Here is a 15,870-nt window from a genome sequence, read left to right on the forward strand (position 1 = left end):
GCGGTAGCGGGAGGCGGCCGCCCGCCCCTTCAGCCCCCTCGACTTCCAACTCGTCCTGCTGCGCCGCATGGCGGACCACAACCCGGACCTGGTCGAGAACGCCCGTCATGAGCTGGGCGTCTCGATCGCCGACATGCGCGAGGCCAACAAGCGGTGGCAGGCGATGCTGCACTCCCCGAGAGGCCGGGCGGCCGCCTCCCGCTACCGCTCGATCCTCGGCACCCCCGAGTCGACCGTGCAGCGCAGGATCGGCGACCTGGACTGCGAGGCCCGGCAGTGGCCCGTCCCGCTCTGGCCCGACCTCCGCTTCGAGGTGCTCACCGCTCCGAACGGCGCCGTGTGGAACGAATGGCTGGTCCGCGCCCCCGGTGCCGAAGGCCCGACCCTCCTCACCCTGGACGACCTGACCCCCTGGTCCTGCACGGTCGACGAGGCGGCCCGCGCCTTCGCCCCCGTCCGCCCTATGGAGGGCACGGCCCCCACCCGCTGGGGCCTGGCCTTCACCGCCCCGGACACGCAGGGCGTACGACACCGGTGCGCGGCCGAGTTCACCTGGGGCCTCCTGCAGAGAACGGCGGTCAAGGAGTGACGGCGGCCGCGAGAATCGCGTCGACCACGACCGCCAACGACCCGGGATGCAGATCGAGGAAGAGGTTCGGCTCGACGAGTTCCAGCTCCATCACACACGGCTGTCCGTCCGGCCCGTCCACGAGGTCCACGCGTGCGTACAGCAGCTCCGGCGCGTCCGGTACGGCGGCCAACGCCCGCTCGGCGACGGAGAGTTCGGCCTCGGTCGCGGTCCACGGCTCCAGGTTCGGGTGGGACACCTTGTCGTCGTCGTAGGCCGTGCCCCGCGCCAGCACGGCCCCCTTCCGCGAGGCGTGCACGAACCGCCCCCCGAAGAACAGCAGCGCCCGCTCCCCACTGACGTCCACGTTCGTGAGATACGGCTGCACCATCGCGGTCAGCCCTTCCCCGTGCATACGCTCCAGCTGTCGTACGGCCGTCTCGTGCTCGTCGGGTGTGTAGCGGGCGGCGAAGCGGGCGCCCGCGCCGGAGGTCGGCTTGACGACGTACTCGTGGTCGCCCGGGAGGTCGGCCGGGTCGCCGGGGGCGAGATAGCGGGTCGGCACGACGGGCACGCCGGCCGCGGCGAGGTCACCGAGATACCGCTTGTCCGTGTTCCACCGCACCACCTGCACCGGATTCGCGAGCCGCGTCACCTTGCCGACCCGCTCGGCCCACGCCATGAACTCGACCGGCCGCCAGCTGTAGTCCCAGGTCGACCGGATGACGACGAGGTCGTGGACCCCCCAGTCGGTCCCCGCGTCGTCCCACGGCACGGCGACGGCCTCGGCCCCGGCCGCCCGCAACGCCTCCACCAGCACCGGGAGGTCGCGGTCCTTGCTGGGCTGGGCTCCGGGGTCGTAGGTGGCGAGCGCGATTCGGGGCACGGGAGCCTCCAGCTTCGTACGGCGGTAGATCGTTTTTGCAGGGTAACCACGGGCCCGGTGTCCGAGGCAACCGGATTGGCCTTGCCCTTCCCGGCGCGGCGAACGGGGCCGGGGGTCCGGACACCGTCAGTCGTGTGGTGGCGGACGTGGTGTAGGAACGGGGGTGTCCCCGAGGTCTGGGGACCACTGCCCCCGACGGCTAAGGAGTGCGCCGCGTGTCCACCCTCTTCCCGGCCCTGACGAACCCGGGCGACGAGCCCGCTCTCACGTTCGGCGACCGGTCCCTGACGTACGCGGAGCTGGGCGCGGCGGCGGACGCCCTCGCGGTCCGGTGCCGGGGCGCCGGCCGGGTCGCCGTGTGGGCCACGCCCTCGCTGGAGACGGCGGTCGCGGTCGTGGCGGCGCTGCGGGCCGGGGTGGCCGCGGTGCCGCTCAATCCGAAGTCCGGCGAGAAGGAGCTGGGGCACATCCTGGCGGACAGCGCGCCGACGGTGGTGCTGGTGGCTCCGGGGGATGAACTGCCTTCCGGGTTGCGGGAGTTGGAGCGTGTCGACGTCGATGTGCGGGCGGTGGGGGCGGTCGCCGACGACGTCCGGGTGTCCGACGAGGATCCCGCCCTCGTCGTCTACACCTCCGGCACCACCGGGCCGCCCAAGGGTGCCGTGATCCCGCGCCGGGCGATCGCCACGACGCTGGACGCGCTCGCCGATGCCTGGCAGTGGACCGGCGACGACGTCCTCGTGCACGGGCTGCCGTTGTTCCATGTGCACGGGCTGGTGCTGGGCATCCTGGGGCCGCTGCGGCGCGGCGGTTCGGTGCGGCACCTGGGCAGGTTCAGCACGGAGGGCGTGACACGGGAGTTGAACGACGGCGCGACCATGATGTTCGGCGTGCCGACGATGTACCACCGCATCGCCGAGACCCTCCCCGACGACCCGGCACTCGCCAAGTCCCTCGCCCGGGCACGGCTGTTGGTCTCCGGTTCGGCCGCGCTGCCGGTCCACGACCACGAGCGGATCACCTCGGCGACCGGGCGCCGCGTCATCGAGCGCTACGGCATGACGGAGACCCTGATGCTGTGCTCGTCCCGGTGGACACCCCCGGACCCCCGGCCGAGCGTGCGGGCGGACGGTGAGCCGCGCGCCGGGACGGTGGGGGTGCCGTTGCCCGGCGTGGAGTTGCGGCTGGTCGAGGAGGACGGCACGCCTCTCCCTTCGTACGACGGGGAGAGCGTGGGCGAGATCCAGGTGCGCGGGCCGAACCTGTTCACGGAGTACCTCAACCGGCCGGACGCGACGGCCGCGGCCTTCACCGCCGACGGCTGGTTCCGCACCGGCGACATGGCCGTGCGCGACCCCGACGGCTATGTCCGGATCGTCGGCCGCAAGGCAACCGACCTGATCAAGAGCGGGGGTTACAAGATCGGCGCGGGCGAGATCGAGAACGCGCTACTGGAACACCCCGGGGTGCGCGAGGCCGCGGTCACCGGTGAACCGGATCCCGACCTGGGCGAGCGGGTGGTGGCCTGGATCGTGCCGACGGATCCCCAATCTCCCCCGGAACTGGCGGAGTTGGCCGACCACGTGGCAGGCCGTCTGGCCCCGCACAAGCGCCCCCGTGTCGTCCACCACCTCTCCGCGCTGCCCCGCAACGACATGGGGAAGATCCTGAAGCGCTCCCTGACCGATGGCTGAGCGGCTCTCGGCGCGCGAGACCCTCGCCCTCGTCACGGACTCCGCCACCTTCTCCGAACTCCCTCACCCAGTACGGGAGTCCGGCCCCGACGGCCCCCTCGCCTGGCAGGGCTACGACGCCTCGCGCGCCCGCGCCGCCGACCGCACCGGCGAGTCGGAGTCGGTGATCTGCGGTACGGCGACGGTGTCGGGCACGCGCGCGGTGCTGATCGCCTTCGAGTTCGGGTTCCTCGGCGGTTCGCTGGGCGAACGCACCGGGGACCGTCTGGAGGCGGCGTACACGTACGCCCGTGAACACCGGTTGCCCGTCGTGCCGTTGATCGCCACCGGGGGCAGCCGGATGCAGGAGGGCATGATCGCCCTCACCCAACTCCAGCGCGTGGCACGCCAGTCGACGCTCACCCGAGAGGCCGGCCTCCCCCAGATCGCGGTCCTGCGCGACCCCACCACGGGCGGCGGCTGGGCCACGCTGGGCGCGGGCGCCGATGTGATCCTGGCCCTGCCCGACGCCCAGGTCGGCTTCGCGGGCTCCCGCGTCCGCCCCCCGGACGCGGACCCGACGGCGTACACGGCCGAGGCCCAGGTGGCAACGGGCGCGGCCGACGCGATCGTAGCCCCGGCGGACCTGAAGGAGACCCTGGGGAGGTGGCTCCACCTGCTGACCACCCCGTGGGCGGGGCAGGCACCGGTGCCCGCGGCGCTCGGGGCGACGGGCCTGCCGGCCGGGGGGCGGGAGGGCCTGGCCTCCGTCCCCGCCCCGGGGTGGGAGGGCGCACCACCTGCCCTCGGCGAGGCCGACCCGCCGGTAGCGGCGGGAGAGGCCGCGCGGGGCGCGCTGTCGGCTCGGCGTGCGGCGACTGATCCTCCGGTGACCGCACACGAGGCCGCGCAGGACGCCGGGGCGGCTCAGCACACCACGACCGACCTACCCGAGGCCGCACAAGAGACCGCACCCGAAGCCCGGCCGACTCAACACACCACGACCGACCTACCCGAGGCCGCACAAGAGACCGCACCCGAAGCCCGGCCGACTCAACACACCACCGCCGACCCGCCCGGAGCCGCACAAGAGACCACGCAGACCGCCCCGGCGGCTCGGCATGCCGCGGGCGATCCGCGAGGGGGCGTGCACGACGCCCGGTCGGCTCCCCGCGACGCGCCCGACCTGCCCGACCCGTCGGCGACCGCACAGGAGGCAGCTCACCCCGTCCAGGTGCGTCAGCCCACCCCGGCCGATCTTCCCGCCACCGGATGGGAAGCCGTGCAGCGTGCTCGTTCGTCTCAACGGCCGCGCGCCGAGCGGTACTTGGACGCCTACTTCACTCAGCGGGTCGCGGTCAGTGGTGACCGGTGCGGGGGTGTCGACGCGGGGATGCTGTGCGGTTTCGGGGAGCGGGAGGGGCGGGCCGTCGCGTTTGCGGCGCAGGCGGGGACGGCTACGCGGCCCGCCGGGTATCGGACCGCCGCGCGGCTGATCCGGCTTGCCGATCGGCTCGGGGTGCCGGTGTTGACGCTGGTGGACACCCCGGGTGCGGCGAACGATGCCGAGGCGGAGCGGCAGGGGGCGGGGGCCGCGATCGCGGATCTGTTCGGGGCGGTGGCGGGTGCTCGCGTTCCGGTGACCACGTTGGTGATCGGCGAGGGTGGTTCGGGGGGTGCGCTGGCGCTGGCCGCGCCGGGCAACACCTGGGCCACGCCGGACAGTTACTTCTCCGTGATCGCCCCCGAGGCTGCCGCCGCGATTCTGAAGCGGCCGAAGGAGGAGACGGAATCCACCGCCGACCAACTCCGCGTTCGGCCGCAGGACTTGGTCGAGCTGGGGGTGGTCCGGGCGACGTGGTCCGGGTGAGTGACGGGACCTCACCAACTGCCCCTTACTTAATCTTTAACTCGGGCATTGCGGACAAATCCCCCATTCAGCCGCACCCCACCCGGCCCACCACAAGACGCGCCCGCTCCACCGCCCCCGCACGATGCGAAGGAGGCCCGCCGCCCGGCGAAGCCCGGACCGTGCTCTCGGGAGAACCTGCCATGACCGTCAGTCTGGAGCAGTTGCGCCGCTGCCATTTCGCCGTCGACCTCGGCGCGGCGCGCACCCGCGTCTACGTCAAGGGCGCCGGGCTCGTCGTCGACCAGCCGTCCGCCGCCGCCGTGAACACCCGGACCGGCGCGCTGATCGCCGTAGGAGAGTTCGCGGAGAAGATGACGGGCCGTACGCCCGACTACATCCGGGTCGTGCGGCCGGTCTCCGGCGGGACCGTTGTCGACATCGAGATGGCGCAGCGCATGCTGCGGCACCTGATCGGCGACAAGGTCCGCCGCGCGCTGCGCCGCAAGCCCCGGCTGCGGGCCGCCGCCTGCACCCCGCACGACGCCGATCCGCTGGCCCAGCGGGCCGCGATCGAGACGCTGGTCGGGCTCGGCGCGCGCCGGGTGGAGCTGGTCGACACGCTGATCGCCGCCGCCGTCGGCTGCGGGCTGCCCGTCGAGCGGCCCGAGGCCACCATGATCATGGTGTGCGGGGCCGCCGCGACCCAGGTCGCCGTGCTCTCCCTCGGCTCGATCGTCACCGCCGAACGCATCCCGGTCGGCGGCGAGGCCGTGGACCACGCGATCGTCCAACACCTGCGCCACGAACACGAGTTGATGCTCCCGAGCCAGTCCGTACGACCGCTCCAGCTCGCCCTGTCCGGCAACGGCCTCACCCCGCACGGGCCGAGCACCACCGAGATCCACGGGCGGGACGTGGCGAGCGGCCTCGCCCGTTCCGTACGGGTCGACACCGCGGCCGTACGGGACGCGATCGAGACCCCGCTGACCGCCGTGCTCGACGGTATCGGCCGCGTGCTGCGCAACTGCCCGCCCGACCTCGTGGCCGACCTCGCCGACCGCGGGATCATGATGGTCGGCGGCAGCGCCCTGCTCCCCGGCTTCGACCAGATGCTGCGCGCGGCGACCGGCATGCCGGTGCACATCGCCGAGCGGCCGGACGTGTGCGCCGTACAGGGCCTGGGGTACATGCTGGAGGGCAAGATCGAGCCGCTGGTCCTGGCCCCGCTGGCGAGCGCCTGAGCCCGGACCCGGCCGGCCCGCGGGCCGGCGTCCCCGCTCTCTCCCGGCTCCTCGAAGCCGTCCTGAGCGTCGGTTCCGAGCTCGAACTGCGCACCACGCTCCAGCACATCGTGGACGGCGCCGCCGAGCTGACCGGCGCGCGGTACGCGGCGCTCGGCACGACGGACCCCGGGCAGGACGGCCTCACCGAGATCCGCACCGGCGGGGCCGAGCCGCCGCCCGAGGGCGTGCTCAGCGTGCCGATCCACGTCCACGACGAGATCTTCGGCCGGCTCCACCTTGCCGGAAAGCGGCACGACGCCCCCTTCACCGCCGAGGACGAACAGCTCCTGCACGTCCTCGCCGCCCAGGCCGGCATCGCCATCGGCAACGCCCGCCTGTACGAGACGGCCCGACAGCGCGAACGCTGGATCGAGGGCGCGGCGGCCGTCACCACCGCGCTGCTCAGCGGCGAGCGGGCGGCCGACGCGCTGGTGACGGTCGCGGAGGGCGCCCGGGCCCTCGCCGACGCCGCCGCGGGCGTCATCCTCCAGCCCACCCCGGCGGGCGGCATGGAGATCGTCACCGCGTCCGCCTATGAGGACCCGGGCGACATCGTCGGTACGACCATCGCGCCCGGCAGCCCGGTCCTGGTCCAACTCCTGGGCGGCGAACCGGTGTTCATCGACGACTCGGCTACCGACCCGCGCATGACGACGCATGTACGGCACCGGTTCGGCCCCAGCATGATGCTCCCGCTCCAGGCGGACGGCCGCCTGATCGGCACCCTCGCGCTCCCCCGCCGTCCGGGCGACCGCCCCTACACGGCCGTGGAACGCCTGCTGGCAACGCAGTTCGCGTCCCAGGCCGCCCTCGCCCTGGTGCTGGCCGACGCCCAGCACGGCCGTGAACGCCTTGCGGTCTACGAGGACCGGGACCGGATCGCCCGCGATCTGCACGACCTGGTGGTCCAACGGCTGTTCGCCACGGGCATGTTGCTGGAGTCCGCGCAGCGCAGGGGTGGTCCGGCCGATCCGGCGCACGAGGTCCTCGGCCGTGCCGTCGACGAACTCCAGTCGACGATCCAGGAGGTCCGCACGGCGATCTTCGCCCTGCAACAACCACCGACGGAGGCGCCAACCACCCTCCGGGGAAAGGTACTTCGGGAGGCGGCGGCCACCCTCGCGTTCCAGCCCTCGACCCGCTTCACGGGTCCGGTGGACACCCTCGTCCCCGACCGGGTGGCGACCCGGCTCCTCACCGCCCTGCGCCGCGCCCTGGCCACCGCGTCCCGCCGTCCCGACGTCTCGCGTCTGGAGATCACGGTCGACGTGACGACACCGCTGCCGGACGGCCGGGACGCCGTACGACTGCGGGTGTACGACGGCGCGGGCACGACGGTGAGTTGGCGGTCGCCCCTGTGAGACGGGGCCGCTCGCGTCGGTGGGCCGGGCGGTCAGTAGGCCAGGCGGTCAGTAGGGCAGGATCCGCCCCGACGGTGTCCGGCGGTCGATGGTGTCGTCGCGGGGCGTAATGGGCCGGCGACTGACGCGAACGCGGATCTGTCGGTTCATGGCGCCCTCCCAAGGCTCATATCTCCTATGCCCCTCTGCTATGCCCCACACTCTTCCTCGCGACGTTCAAGAAAATCTTCCTGGTCACGACGGACTCGTACGGTGGGTGCCATGACCACGTTCACGCTTCTGCATCCCGGCGCCATGGGCGCGAAAGTCGGCGGCCAGGCGACCCGTACGGGCGCCCGCGTGCTGTACGTCCCCACCGGCCGTAGCCCCGCCAGCCTCCGACGGGCCCGGGAGGCAGGTCTGGAGCCGGCCGAGTCGCTCGAATCGGCCCTGGCCGTCAGCGACTTCGTGCTGTCGGTCTGCCCGCCGCACGCGGCGGAGGACGTGGCGCACGAGGTCTTCGCGCACCCTTTCCGAGGCGTGTACGTCGAGGCCAACGCGATCAGCCCGGACCGCACGAGGCGGATCGCGGCGGCGTGCGCGGAGCGCGAGGTGCTGATGCTGGACGGCTCGATCGTCGGCGGCCCGCCGGGGCCGGGCAGCGCGCCGCGCCTCTACCTGAGCGGCGACGGCAAGCAAGTCGCCCGCGTGGCAGGGGTGTTCGAGGACACGTGGGTCGTGGCCCGCCCCCTCGACGCGGAGATCGGTGCCGCGTCCGCGTTGAAGATGGCGTACGCCTCGTACCAGAAGTCGGCCCGCGTCCTGGCCGCCGTATCGCACGCCCTTGCCGCGCATCACGGCGTGGCCGCCGAACTCGCCCGTGAGGCAGGGTCGTTGACGTCCAACATCCTCGCCGAGACCGATCAGCTCCCCAGTGTCGCGGCGCGCGCCTGGCGCTGGGCACCGGAGTTGGAGGAGATCGCGGCCACCCTGGACACGGCGGGGCTGCCGCCGGAACTGGCCCGGGGCGCGGCGAGCGTGCTGCGCCGGTGGGACGGCGACAAGGACCGCTTCGACCTGCCGTTGGAGGACGTGCTGGACCACCTCCGCGCGAAGGGGTGACTCAGGGCCCGAAGGAGGCCGAGGCCGTGGGCCCGATTCCGCGCAACTCCTGTACGGTTCCGCCGAGTCGGGCCCGGAAACCCTCCAGCAGCTCCGGCCGCGCGCTGACCACCCAGCGGGTGCCGACGAGGTACTTGCCGCCGTAGACGGCCGCGGTGTCGAGCCAGGTCACCTTGTACCGCTCCTCGGGGAACGTGGTGATCCGGTACTCGCCCTGCTTGGTGCTGCACAGCCCCTCGCGCAGTTCCTCCGCCTCGATCCGGATCTCCGCGGTGCACCCGGTCAGCCCGGCGATCACCTCGACCTTCGCCGGTGCGACGACTCCGGCCTCGGGAGCGGCGGTCACGGCCGCCACCCGCTTGCGCTCCGCCGCGCCCTCGCCCTCCCCTCCACCGCAGGCCACGGCGAGCGGAAGCAGGGCGAACGCGGCGCCTCGGCGGAGGCGGGCGGTGTGTCCTCGGGTGGGCTGCTGTACCGGTGCCTGGGGGGTCATGTCAGGGGGTACGGAGGTGTCGCGGCAACCGTTCACCGTCTTCCCTCCAGCATGAGGGTCATGACGCACCCCACCTCGGACACCGCCTCGGACAGCGGCGCCGCGATCCTCGAAGCCCTGCTCACCGACGAGGGATCGGCCGATCCCCATCCGCTGTTCGAGCGGGCCCGGGCGCTCGGGCCCGTGCTGCCGGCCGGGGACGGACTCCTGTTGGTGACCGGTCATCAGGAGGCGGAACGGCTGACGCGGGACCGCGCGTTCGGGATCCTGTCCGGACAGACGGCTGGACTTGGCCCTCGCGAGGGGGCGCGGATCTACGGCGAGGTCACCGGCCACGCGGCCAACTGCGACGCGTTCCACAGCGCGGCACCGGACCCCGAGGCGGCCACGGCGGCCGAGTGCACGCGCCCCGCCGTCGCGGACGCCGGGCTCGTGCCGGCCGGCATCGGGCACATCAGCGCGCACGGCACGTCTCGACGGTGCTCAACGACCGGGCGGAGGCGACCGCGATCCATCAGTGCTTCGCGGGACAGTCGCCGCCCCTGACCGCGGTCAAGGGCGTGAGTGGTCATCTCATCGGCGGATCAGGCGCGTTGGAGGCGCTGCCGGGTCTGCTCTGCGCCGACCGGGGTGTCGTCCCGGCGATCGCGAACACGCTCGGCAGCCCGGAGGCCGAGCTGGTGGACGTGGTGATCGGCAGGCGCCGCGCGATCACGCGCGGGCCGGTGCTCTCCAACTCCTTCGGTTTCGGGGGGGGGCGGAACGCGTGCCTGGTGCTGATGCCGCCGGGGTGACCCACCGCTCCCCATCGCGGTCGACGCCGCGACAAGCGCTTTACGCGACGGCTTCGGGCACGTGAGCACGTGAGCCTGTCGGCACGTGGCACGTGGGCACCCCCCGTCCCCTCACCGGTCCGCGTCCCGTCGCCGAAGGCCGTCGAGGACAACGCTCATCAGTGGCCGCGCCGTCGATTCCCACTCGCTCCGGTCCACTCGACCGAGGTAGGCGATGAGCAGGAGGACCCCGCGGGCGTCCACGTCCGTGCGGAGGGAACCGGCCGCTTTCCCGGCGTCCAGCAGGCGGGCGAGGGCGCCTTCGATGGGGTTCTGGCTGTGGGCGACGAGGTCCTGCCACGCGGCCGGCTCGAGCGCCGCCAGGACGCCGTACTTGATCTCGGCGTAGTCGATCACCCGGTCGAGCCAGTGCCGCAGCGCTTCCACGGGCTCGTGTTCCGCCAGCAGGGCGGGAGCGGCCGTCACGAGTTCTTCCACGTCACGCCGGTAGACCTCGGCGAGGAGGGCCTCGCGGTTGGGGAAGTTCCGGTAGAGGGTCCCCTGCCCCACTCCGGCGCGCTTGGCGATCTCGTTGAGGTGGACGTGGCTGGACTCGGCGAGGGCCGCGCGGGCCGCCTCGACGATACGGATCCGGTTCTGGGCCGCGTCCTGACGGCGTGCCGGCGCACTCATGGGCCTCTCCTCATGTTCCGTCCCCGACAAGTGGACACGTGTCCGGTAGGCTGGGTCACACAGCGGACACGTGTCCACTTTACTTGGAGGCAGCAGTGCTCTCTCTTCACGGCAAGATCGTCGCCATCACCGGAGCGAGCGGTGGCATCGGCGAGGCCACGGCTCGTCTGCTCGCGCGGCGCGGCGCCGCGGTCGTCCTCGCGGCCCGCCGCAGCGAGCGCGTCGACGCGATAGCGCAGGACATCCGGAAGGAGGGCGGCCAGGCCGCCACATGCGTCGTCGACGTCACCAAGGCCGAGGACCTACGGCGCCTGGTGTCCACCACCGTCGACCGGTACGGCCGGATCGACGTGCTGGTGAACAACGCCGGCGTCGCCCCGATCAGCCCGCTGGCCGACCTCGACACCGAAGGCTGGTCGGCCATGATCGACGTGAACCTCCGCGGCATGCTCCACTGCGTCGCCGCCGCGCTGCCCGTCTTCCACGAGCAGGGGTCGGGCCACCTGGTCAGCATCGTCTCCGTGGCCGGCCTGTCCGGCGCGACCCCTTCGATGGCCGTCTACGCCGCGACCAAGAACGCGGTGCGCTCCGTCCACGAGGGCCTGCGCAAGGAGTCCACCGACGGGGTGGTGCGCACGACCGCCATTTCGCCGGGATACGTCCGCACCGATCTCGCCGACTCGATGACGGACCCGCACATCCGCGATGCGACCCGCAAGAACATGGACGCGATGGGCATCCCTCCGGCGGCGATCGCCCGCGCGGTGGCCTTCGCCATCGAGCAGCCCGCCGATGTCGAGATCGGCGAGATCAACGTCCGCCCCACCGTCCAGGCATGACACCCGCTGCCGCCGATCGATGGAGACGGCTGTCGGCCGCTGGGAGGGACAGCCGGGCCTGGTCGTTCAGAACGTCCCGTCGTCGCGCGTGTAGTTGGGGCTGAGTCGCAGCAACGCGGTTACGGCGGGGCTCGGTTCGCGGCCCGCGCGGACCGCGAAGGAGAGATTGAGCGTGGGTACGGGGCCGGACAGCGGCTTGATGACCACTCCGGCAGTGTCCGCAGGTTCGTAGCGGGGGACGACGGCCGCGCCGCCGATGGCCCGCACGTAGGACGCGGCCGAGGCGATGTCCGTGATCTCGACGGACACCCGGCGCGTGATGCCCAGCTCGCCGAAGGCCCGGTCCATGGCGGCGCGCGACCCGAATCCGCTCGCCCCCGACACGAAGTTCTCGTGGGCGAGATCGCTCAGCGCGACGCGTTCTCGCCGCGCCAGCGGGTGCTCGGACGGCAGGATCACGACGTAGGGGATCGTCGCGAACTGCCGTAGATCGAGGTCGTGTGCCTCGGCGGCGGCCAACGCCACGACGCCGACATCGAGCCGGCCGCGTCGCACGTCCTCGGCGATGCCGCCCGAGCCGGACCCGGAGACCTGGATCCTTATGTCCACCAGGGGGTGGCGCTGGCGGAACGCCCCCACCAGGCGCGGCAGATCGAGAGCCGTCATGCGGGTCATCGTGCCGATGCGCAGACTGCCCCGCAGGGTGCGCGCGGCCTCGCCGACCACTTCCCTCGCCCGTTCCGCGGCCTCGACGACCGACTTGGCCTCGGGGAGGAACACCTCGCCCGCCGGGGACAGGGCCACCGTCCGGGTCGACCGGTCGAAGAGCGACACCTGGAGCTCCTCCTCCAGGGCGCGGACAGCCGCCGACACGGTCGACTGAGCAGCGAAGAGGCGGGCCGCGGCGCGCGTGAAGCTGAGCTCTTCGGCCACGGTGATGAAGTAGCGCAACTGCCGTAATTCCACGGCCAATTATCGATTTGCTCGATAACAGCTGTCAACATTTTTCGTTGGACTCGATATGCCTTTCGCACCAGGCTGTCACTCACCGGCAGCAACTCCCGCTGGCCGCCTGACGAAAGGAACGTCATGAGCAAGCAGGTCTTGGTCGTCGGAGGCACCTCCGGTATCGGCCGCGAGCTGGCGGCGGCCTACGCCCGCCAGGGCGCCTCCGTGATCATCGCCGGCCGCGACAGCACACGCGCGGAGAAGGCGGCCGCGGAACTCAACACCGAGACGGACACAACTCAGGTGCGGGGCACAGCAGTCGACCTCTCCAAGCCCGAGAGCCTCGAGCAGTCGCTGAGCGGCATCGACCACGTCGACGCGATCGTCCTCACCGGCATGCGGCGCGACAACAACACGATCGCCGACTACGACATCGCCGGGGCAACGGAGTTGGCCATCGCCAAGATCGTCGGCTACACCACCGTCGTCCACACCCTGCGGTCGCGCCTCTCCCCCACCGGCTCCGTGCTGCTCTTCGGCGGCCTGGCCAAGGACGTTCCCTACCCCGGCTCCACCACCGTCACGACCGTGAACGCCGGTGTGACAGGCCTGGTGGCGACGCTGGCCAAGGAACTCGCGCCGGTCCGCGTCAACGCCGTCCACCCGGGCATGGTCGGCGACAGCCCGTACTGGGCCGACAACCAGCCCGCCGTGGAAGCGGCACGCGCCCGGATCCTGACCCGCGTCGTCCCCACCATGCGCGACATCGTCGAGGGCTCCATGTTCCTGCTGGAGAACCCGGCCGCGAACGGCGTGAACCTCGATCTCAACGGCGGTCACGCATGACCGACGCCCTGCCCACCCTGGCCGTGATCGGCATCGGCCGCATCAGCCGCCCCATGGTGGTGCGCCTGCGCCGGGCAGGGCACAGCGTCACCGTCACCAACCGCACCCCCGGACGCGCCCTCGACGTCGCGGGCGAGACGGGCGCGTGCGTGGTCGGCACCCCGCGCGAGGCGGCCTCCCGCGCCGACATCGTCATCGTCTCCCTGACCGACGACACGGCCGTACGCGAGGTCCACGACGGACCCGACGGCATCCTCGCCGGACTGCGCGAGGGAGCAACTGTCCTGGAGACCAGCACAGTTGCTCCGCAGACGACACGGGACCTCGCACCTCGGGTCCTCGAACGCGGCGCCACCCTCCTCGACGCCCCGATGTCCGGCTCCGTCGAACTCGCCACCCGCGGCGAACTCACCTTCCTGGCCGGCGGCCCCAAGGAAGCACTCGACCGGGTCCGTCCCGTCCTGGACGTCCTGGCCACCCGCGTCCTCCACTTCGGGGCATCGGGCAGCGGCAGCACCATGAAGCTGGCGATCAACTCCCTGCTGCTGTCCATGGCGACAGCACTGGCCGAGGCGCTGGTCCTCGCCGAGCGCGCCGGCATCGACCGGGCGGCTGCCTACGACGCCTTCACCCAGAGCCCGGCCGCGGCCCCCTTCGTCCTCTACAACCGCGACAACTTCGTACGGCCACACGAAGCGGCCATCCACATGACGCTGTCCCTCGTCGCCAAGGACCTCACCCTGATCGACGCCCTGGCCTCGTCCGTGGGAGCGCCCATGGCCCAACTGGACGCCAACCGGAGGCTCATCGACCAGGCCATGGCCGCGGGACTGGGCGATCGTGACGGCGTCTCCGTACTGGCCGAAGTACTGCGGCGCAACGCTGCGGCCGACCCCTGCACATGACCCCGTTGCACATGGCCTCGTATCAGCGAGACCAACGCCTCGAGCGGTCAAAGACATCCGGGTGTCGCGTGTTCACGTACCGCACCACGATTCCCCGGCCCACGAGCAGCGAACCTATGAGGAGTTCGGCGAGCCGACTTCCCCAATCCATTGTTTTCCCTTCGATGGAATTGCATGGATGTGGGGCGGGTGCGCCGACCGGCGCCCCGCGCCCGCCGGACCTGACACCCCGCCGCCCCGGGCATGATCGGTACGGTGATACCCGGGACGGCGGAAGGGGCGGCGAGGCCGTGAGCGAGCAGGCGGGCATCAGCACGGCGAAGGAGGCCGCCGACCACGAACTGATCCTCGCGTTCGGGCGGCTCCAGGGGGCGGCGAACCGACTGGAGTACATCCTCGGGCGGGCCCTGGAGGAGGAGTGCGGGATCAGTCATCTCATGTTCGAGGTGCTGCTGATCCTCGGACGGGCGGGCGCCCCGGGCATGTCGATGCGGGCCATCGCCCAGGAACAGGTCCTGACCACGGGCGGCGCCACCCGGCTGGTGGACCGCATGGTGGCGGCGGGACTCGTGGCACGCACCGACTCCCCCGAGGACCGGCGCGCGAAGCTGGTGCGACTCACTCCGCTGGGTGAGGAGACGGCGGTACGCGCGTCCCAGGTGCACGTGGCGAACATCAAGCGGTACTTCGTGGCACCGCTCCCCGCCGAGGACCGCGCGCGGTTCGCGGAGGATCTCCGCATCCTCAGCCACACCGCCCGGGACGCGCTGCCCCGACTGCCCTGACCTGCGGGCGGGCGAGTTCCCTGATGGACTGACCATAGCTCCACCCGTGTGTCCCACCTCACACCCAACGGGAAATACCTGACTAGTCAGTTACTGTTTCGTCAGACGAATGCCCACACCGGGTGGGCAGGAAACGCCTTCGAGGTCATCCATGAAGCTCGTCTACGTCTTCGACGCCTACTGCGGTTGGTCGCACGGATTCTCCGGAACGCTGAGCGAGGTCGCCTCCCGCCATCCCGAACTGCCGGTCGAGGTCGTCTCCGGCGGCCTGTTCACCGGGTCGCGCCGGGTGCCGATCCGCGAGTTCGGCTACGTCCAGGGCGCGAACGCCAAGATCGCCGAGCTGACCGGCGCCGAATTCGGCGCGGGCTACGAGCAGTTGATCGCCGACGGCTCGTTCGTCATGGACTCCGAGGCCGCCGCCCGCGGTGTCGCCGCCCTGCGCCAGGCCGCCCCCGATCGCGCCGCGCAGCTGGCCACGGCCCTCCAGCACGCCTTCTACGTCGACGGCCTGAGCCTCTCCGACCCGGCCACCTACCGGACGGTGGCCGAGGCGGCCGGGCTGGACGCCGAAGCCGTAATCGCCGCGTTCACGGCACCCGGGACCCGGGCCGCCGCCGATGCCGACTTCCGCCGCGCCGCCGAACTGGGCGTCACCGGCTTCCCCACCCTGCTGGCCGTCGACGGCGACTCCGTCACTCCCCTGGCCTACGGCCACGCCACCGCCGACGAGGTCGACGTACGCCTCGCGGCCGTGGCCGCCTGACCTCCCGCCCCGTCCCCCTCAAGGAGCCCCGCATGACCACGCTCGCCTTCAAGATCCTGGACCTCGACTTCCCCGCCGGCAGCAAGAACAAGACCGCC

At 72.1% G+C, this 15,870-nt stretch carries 17 protein-coding genes; 13 read left to right on the forward strand and 4 right to left on the reverse strand.

The window, feature by feature from the left end:
- Positions 1-67: 67 nt before the first annotated feature.
- The gene (locus JHN63_RS33135; protein ID WP_200687672.1) at positions 68-589 is read left to right on the forward strand and encodes a hypothetical protein; all 522 of its coding nucleotides are present in this window, start codon (positions 68-70) and stop codon (positions 587-589) included.
- Here JHN63_RS33135 and JHN63_RS33140 read toward each other — a convergent pair.
- The gene (locus tag JHN63_RS33140) at positions 579-1,454 is read right to left on the reverse strand and encodes a RimK family alpha-L-glutamate ligase (protein WP_200687675.1); all 876 of its coding nucleotides are present in this window, start codon (positions 1,452-1,454) and stop codon (positions 579-581) included. The genes JHN63_RS33135 and JHN63_RS33140 overlap by 11 nt on opposite strands.
- A 215-nt stretch (positions 1,455-1,669) precedes the next feature.
- Here JHN63_RS33140 and JHN63_RS33145 point away from each other — a divergent pair, with 215 nt between their 5' ends.
- From JHN63_RS33145 to JHN63_RS33165, 5 genes are all read left to right on the forward strand, one after another.
- Positions 1,670-3,148 (forward strand): acyl-CoA synthetase, encoded by a 1,479-nt coding sequence (locus JHN63_RS33145; RefSeq protein WP_200687677.1) that lies wholly within the window; start codon positions 1,670-1,672, stop codon positions 3,146-3,148.
- The gene (locus tag JHN63_RS33150) at positions 3,141-4,997 is read left to right on the forward strand and encodes a carboxyl transferase domain-containing protein (RefSeq protein WP_200687679.1); all 1,857 of its coding nucleotides are present in this window, start codon (positions 3,141-3,143) and stop codon (positions 4,995-4,997) included. Before JHN63_RS33145 ends, JHN63_RS33150 begins: the two co-directional genes overlap by 8 nt.
- A gap of 182 nt (positions 4,998-5,179) precedes the next feature.
- Complete coding sequence (locus JHN63_RS33155) at positions 5,180-6,220, forward strand: rod shape-determining protein (protein WP_200687681.1); 1,041 nt, start codon at positions 5,180-5,182, stop codon at positions 6,218-6,220.
- 62 nt (positions 6,221-6,282) lie between these two features.
- Positions 6,283-7,623 (forward strand): GAF domain-containing protein, encoded by a 1,341-nt coding sequence (locus tag JHN63_RS33160; protein ID WP_200687702.1) that lies wholly within the window; start codon positions 6,283-6,285, stop codon positions 7,621-7,623.
- A 261-nt stretch (positions 7,624-7,884) separates the two neighbouring features.
- Entirely contained in the window at positions 7,885-8,724 is an 840-nt protein-coding gene (locus JHN63_RS33165; protein ID WP_200687683.1) for an NAD(P)-dependent oxidoreductase, read from the forward strand.
- Between the two features lies 1 nt (position 8,725).
- Here JHN63_RS33165 and JHN63_RS33170 read toward each other — a convergent pair whose 3' ends face one another.
- Entirely contained in the window at positions 8,726-9,217 is a 492-nt protein-coding gene (locus JHN63_RS33170) for a hypothetical protein (protein WP_200687686.1), read from the reverse strand.
- A gap of 60 nt (positions 9,218-9,277) precedes the next feature.
- Here JHN63_RS33170 and JHN63_RS54045 point away from each other — a divergent pair, with 60 nt between their 5' ends.
- Together JHN63_RS54045 and JHN63_RS54050 are read left to right on the forward strand one after the other, a co-directional pair.
- Entirely contained in the window at positions 9,278-9,763 is a 486-nt protein-coding gene (locus JHN63_RS54045; protein ID WP_307782039.1) for a hypothetical protein, read from the forward strand.
- Positions 9,697-10,011: a hypothetical protein gene (locus tag JHN63_RS54050; protein ID WP_307782040.1), complete on the forward strand. Its 315-nt coding sequence runs from the start codon at positions 9,697-9,699 to the stop codon at positions 10,009-10,011. Before JHN63_RS54045 ends, JHN63_RS54050 begins: the two co-directional genes overlap by 67 nt.
- Positions 10,012-10,122: 111 nt before the next feature.
- On the opposite strand, the gene JHN63_RS33180 is transcribed toward JHN63_RS54050, so the two are convergent.
- Entirely contained in the window at positions 10,123-10,683 is a 561-nt protein-coding gene (locus JHN63_RS33180; RefSeq protein ID WP_200687688.1) for a TetR/AcrR family transcriptional regulator, read from the reverse strand.
- Positions 10,684-10,778: 95 nt separating this feature from the next.
- Between JHN63_RS33180 and JHN63_RS33185 the strand changes: the two genes are divergently transcribed.
- Positions 10,779-11,522 (forward strand): SDR family oxidoreductase, encoded by a 744-nt coding sequence (locus JHN63_RS33185; RefSeq protein ID WP_200687690.1) that lies wholly within the window; start codon positions 10,779-10,781, stop codon positions 11,520-11,522.
- A 66-nt stretch (positions 11,523-11,588) separates the two neighbouring features.
- Here JHN63_RS33185 and JHN63_RS33190 read toward each other — a convergent pair whose 3' ends face one another.
- Complete coding sequence (locus JHN63_RS33190; RefSeq protein WP_307782041.1) at positions 11,589-12,488, reverse strand: LysR family transcriptional regulator; 900 nt, start codon at positions 12,486-12,488, stop codon at positions 11,589-11,591.
- A gap of 123 nt (positions 12,489-12,611) precedes the next feature.
- Between JHN63_RS33190 and JHN63_RS33195 the strand changes: the two genes are divergently transcribed.
- The 4 genes from JHN63_RS33195 to JHN63_RS33210 all read left to right on the forward strand — a co-directional run bounded on the left by JHN63_RS33195 (position 12,612) and on the right by JHN63_RS33210 (position 15,772).
- A complete protein-coding gene (locus JHN63_RS33195; RefSeq protein ID WP_200687693.1) occupies positions 12,612-13,316 on the forward strand; it encodes an SDR family NAD(P)-dependent oxidoreductase in 705 nt (234 codons plus the stop codon).
- Complete coding sequence (locus JHN63_RS33200) at positions 13,313-14,221, forward strand: NAD(P)-dependent oxidoreductase (protein WP_200687695.1); 909 nt, start codon at positions 13,313-13,315, stop codon at positions 14,219-14,221. Before JHN63_RS33195 ends, JHN63_RS33200 begins: the two co-directional genes overlap by 4 nt.
- Before the next feature lie 290 nt (positions 14,222-14,511).
- The gene (locus tag JHN63_RS33205) at positions 14,512-15,006 is read left to right on the forward strand and encodes a MarR family winged helix-turn-helix transcriptional regulator (protein WP_200687697.1); all 495 of its coding nucleotides are present in this window, start codon (positions 14,512-14,514) and stop codon (positions 15,004-15,006) included.
- Positions 15,007-15,157: 151 nt separating this feature from the next.
- Complete coding sequence (locus JHN63_RS33210; protein ID WP_200687700.1) at positions 15,158-15,772, forward strand: DsbA family protein; 615 nt, start codon at positions 15,158-15,160, stop codon at positions 15,770-15,772.
- The last annotated feature ends 98 nt before the right edge of the window (positions 15,773-15,870 follow it).

Source organism: Streptomyces sp. MBT65 (genome assembly GCF_016612545.1).
Classification (GTDB): domain Bacteria; phylum Actinomycetota; class Actinomycetes; order Streptomycetales; family Streptomycetaceae; genus Streptomyces.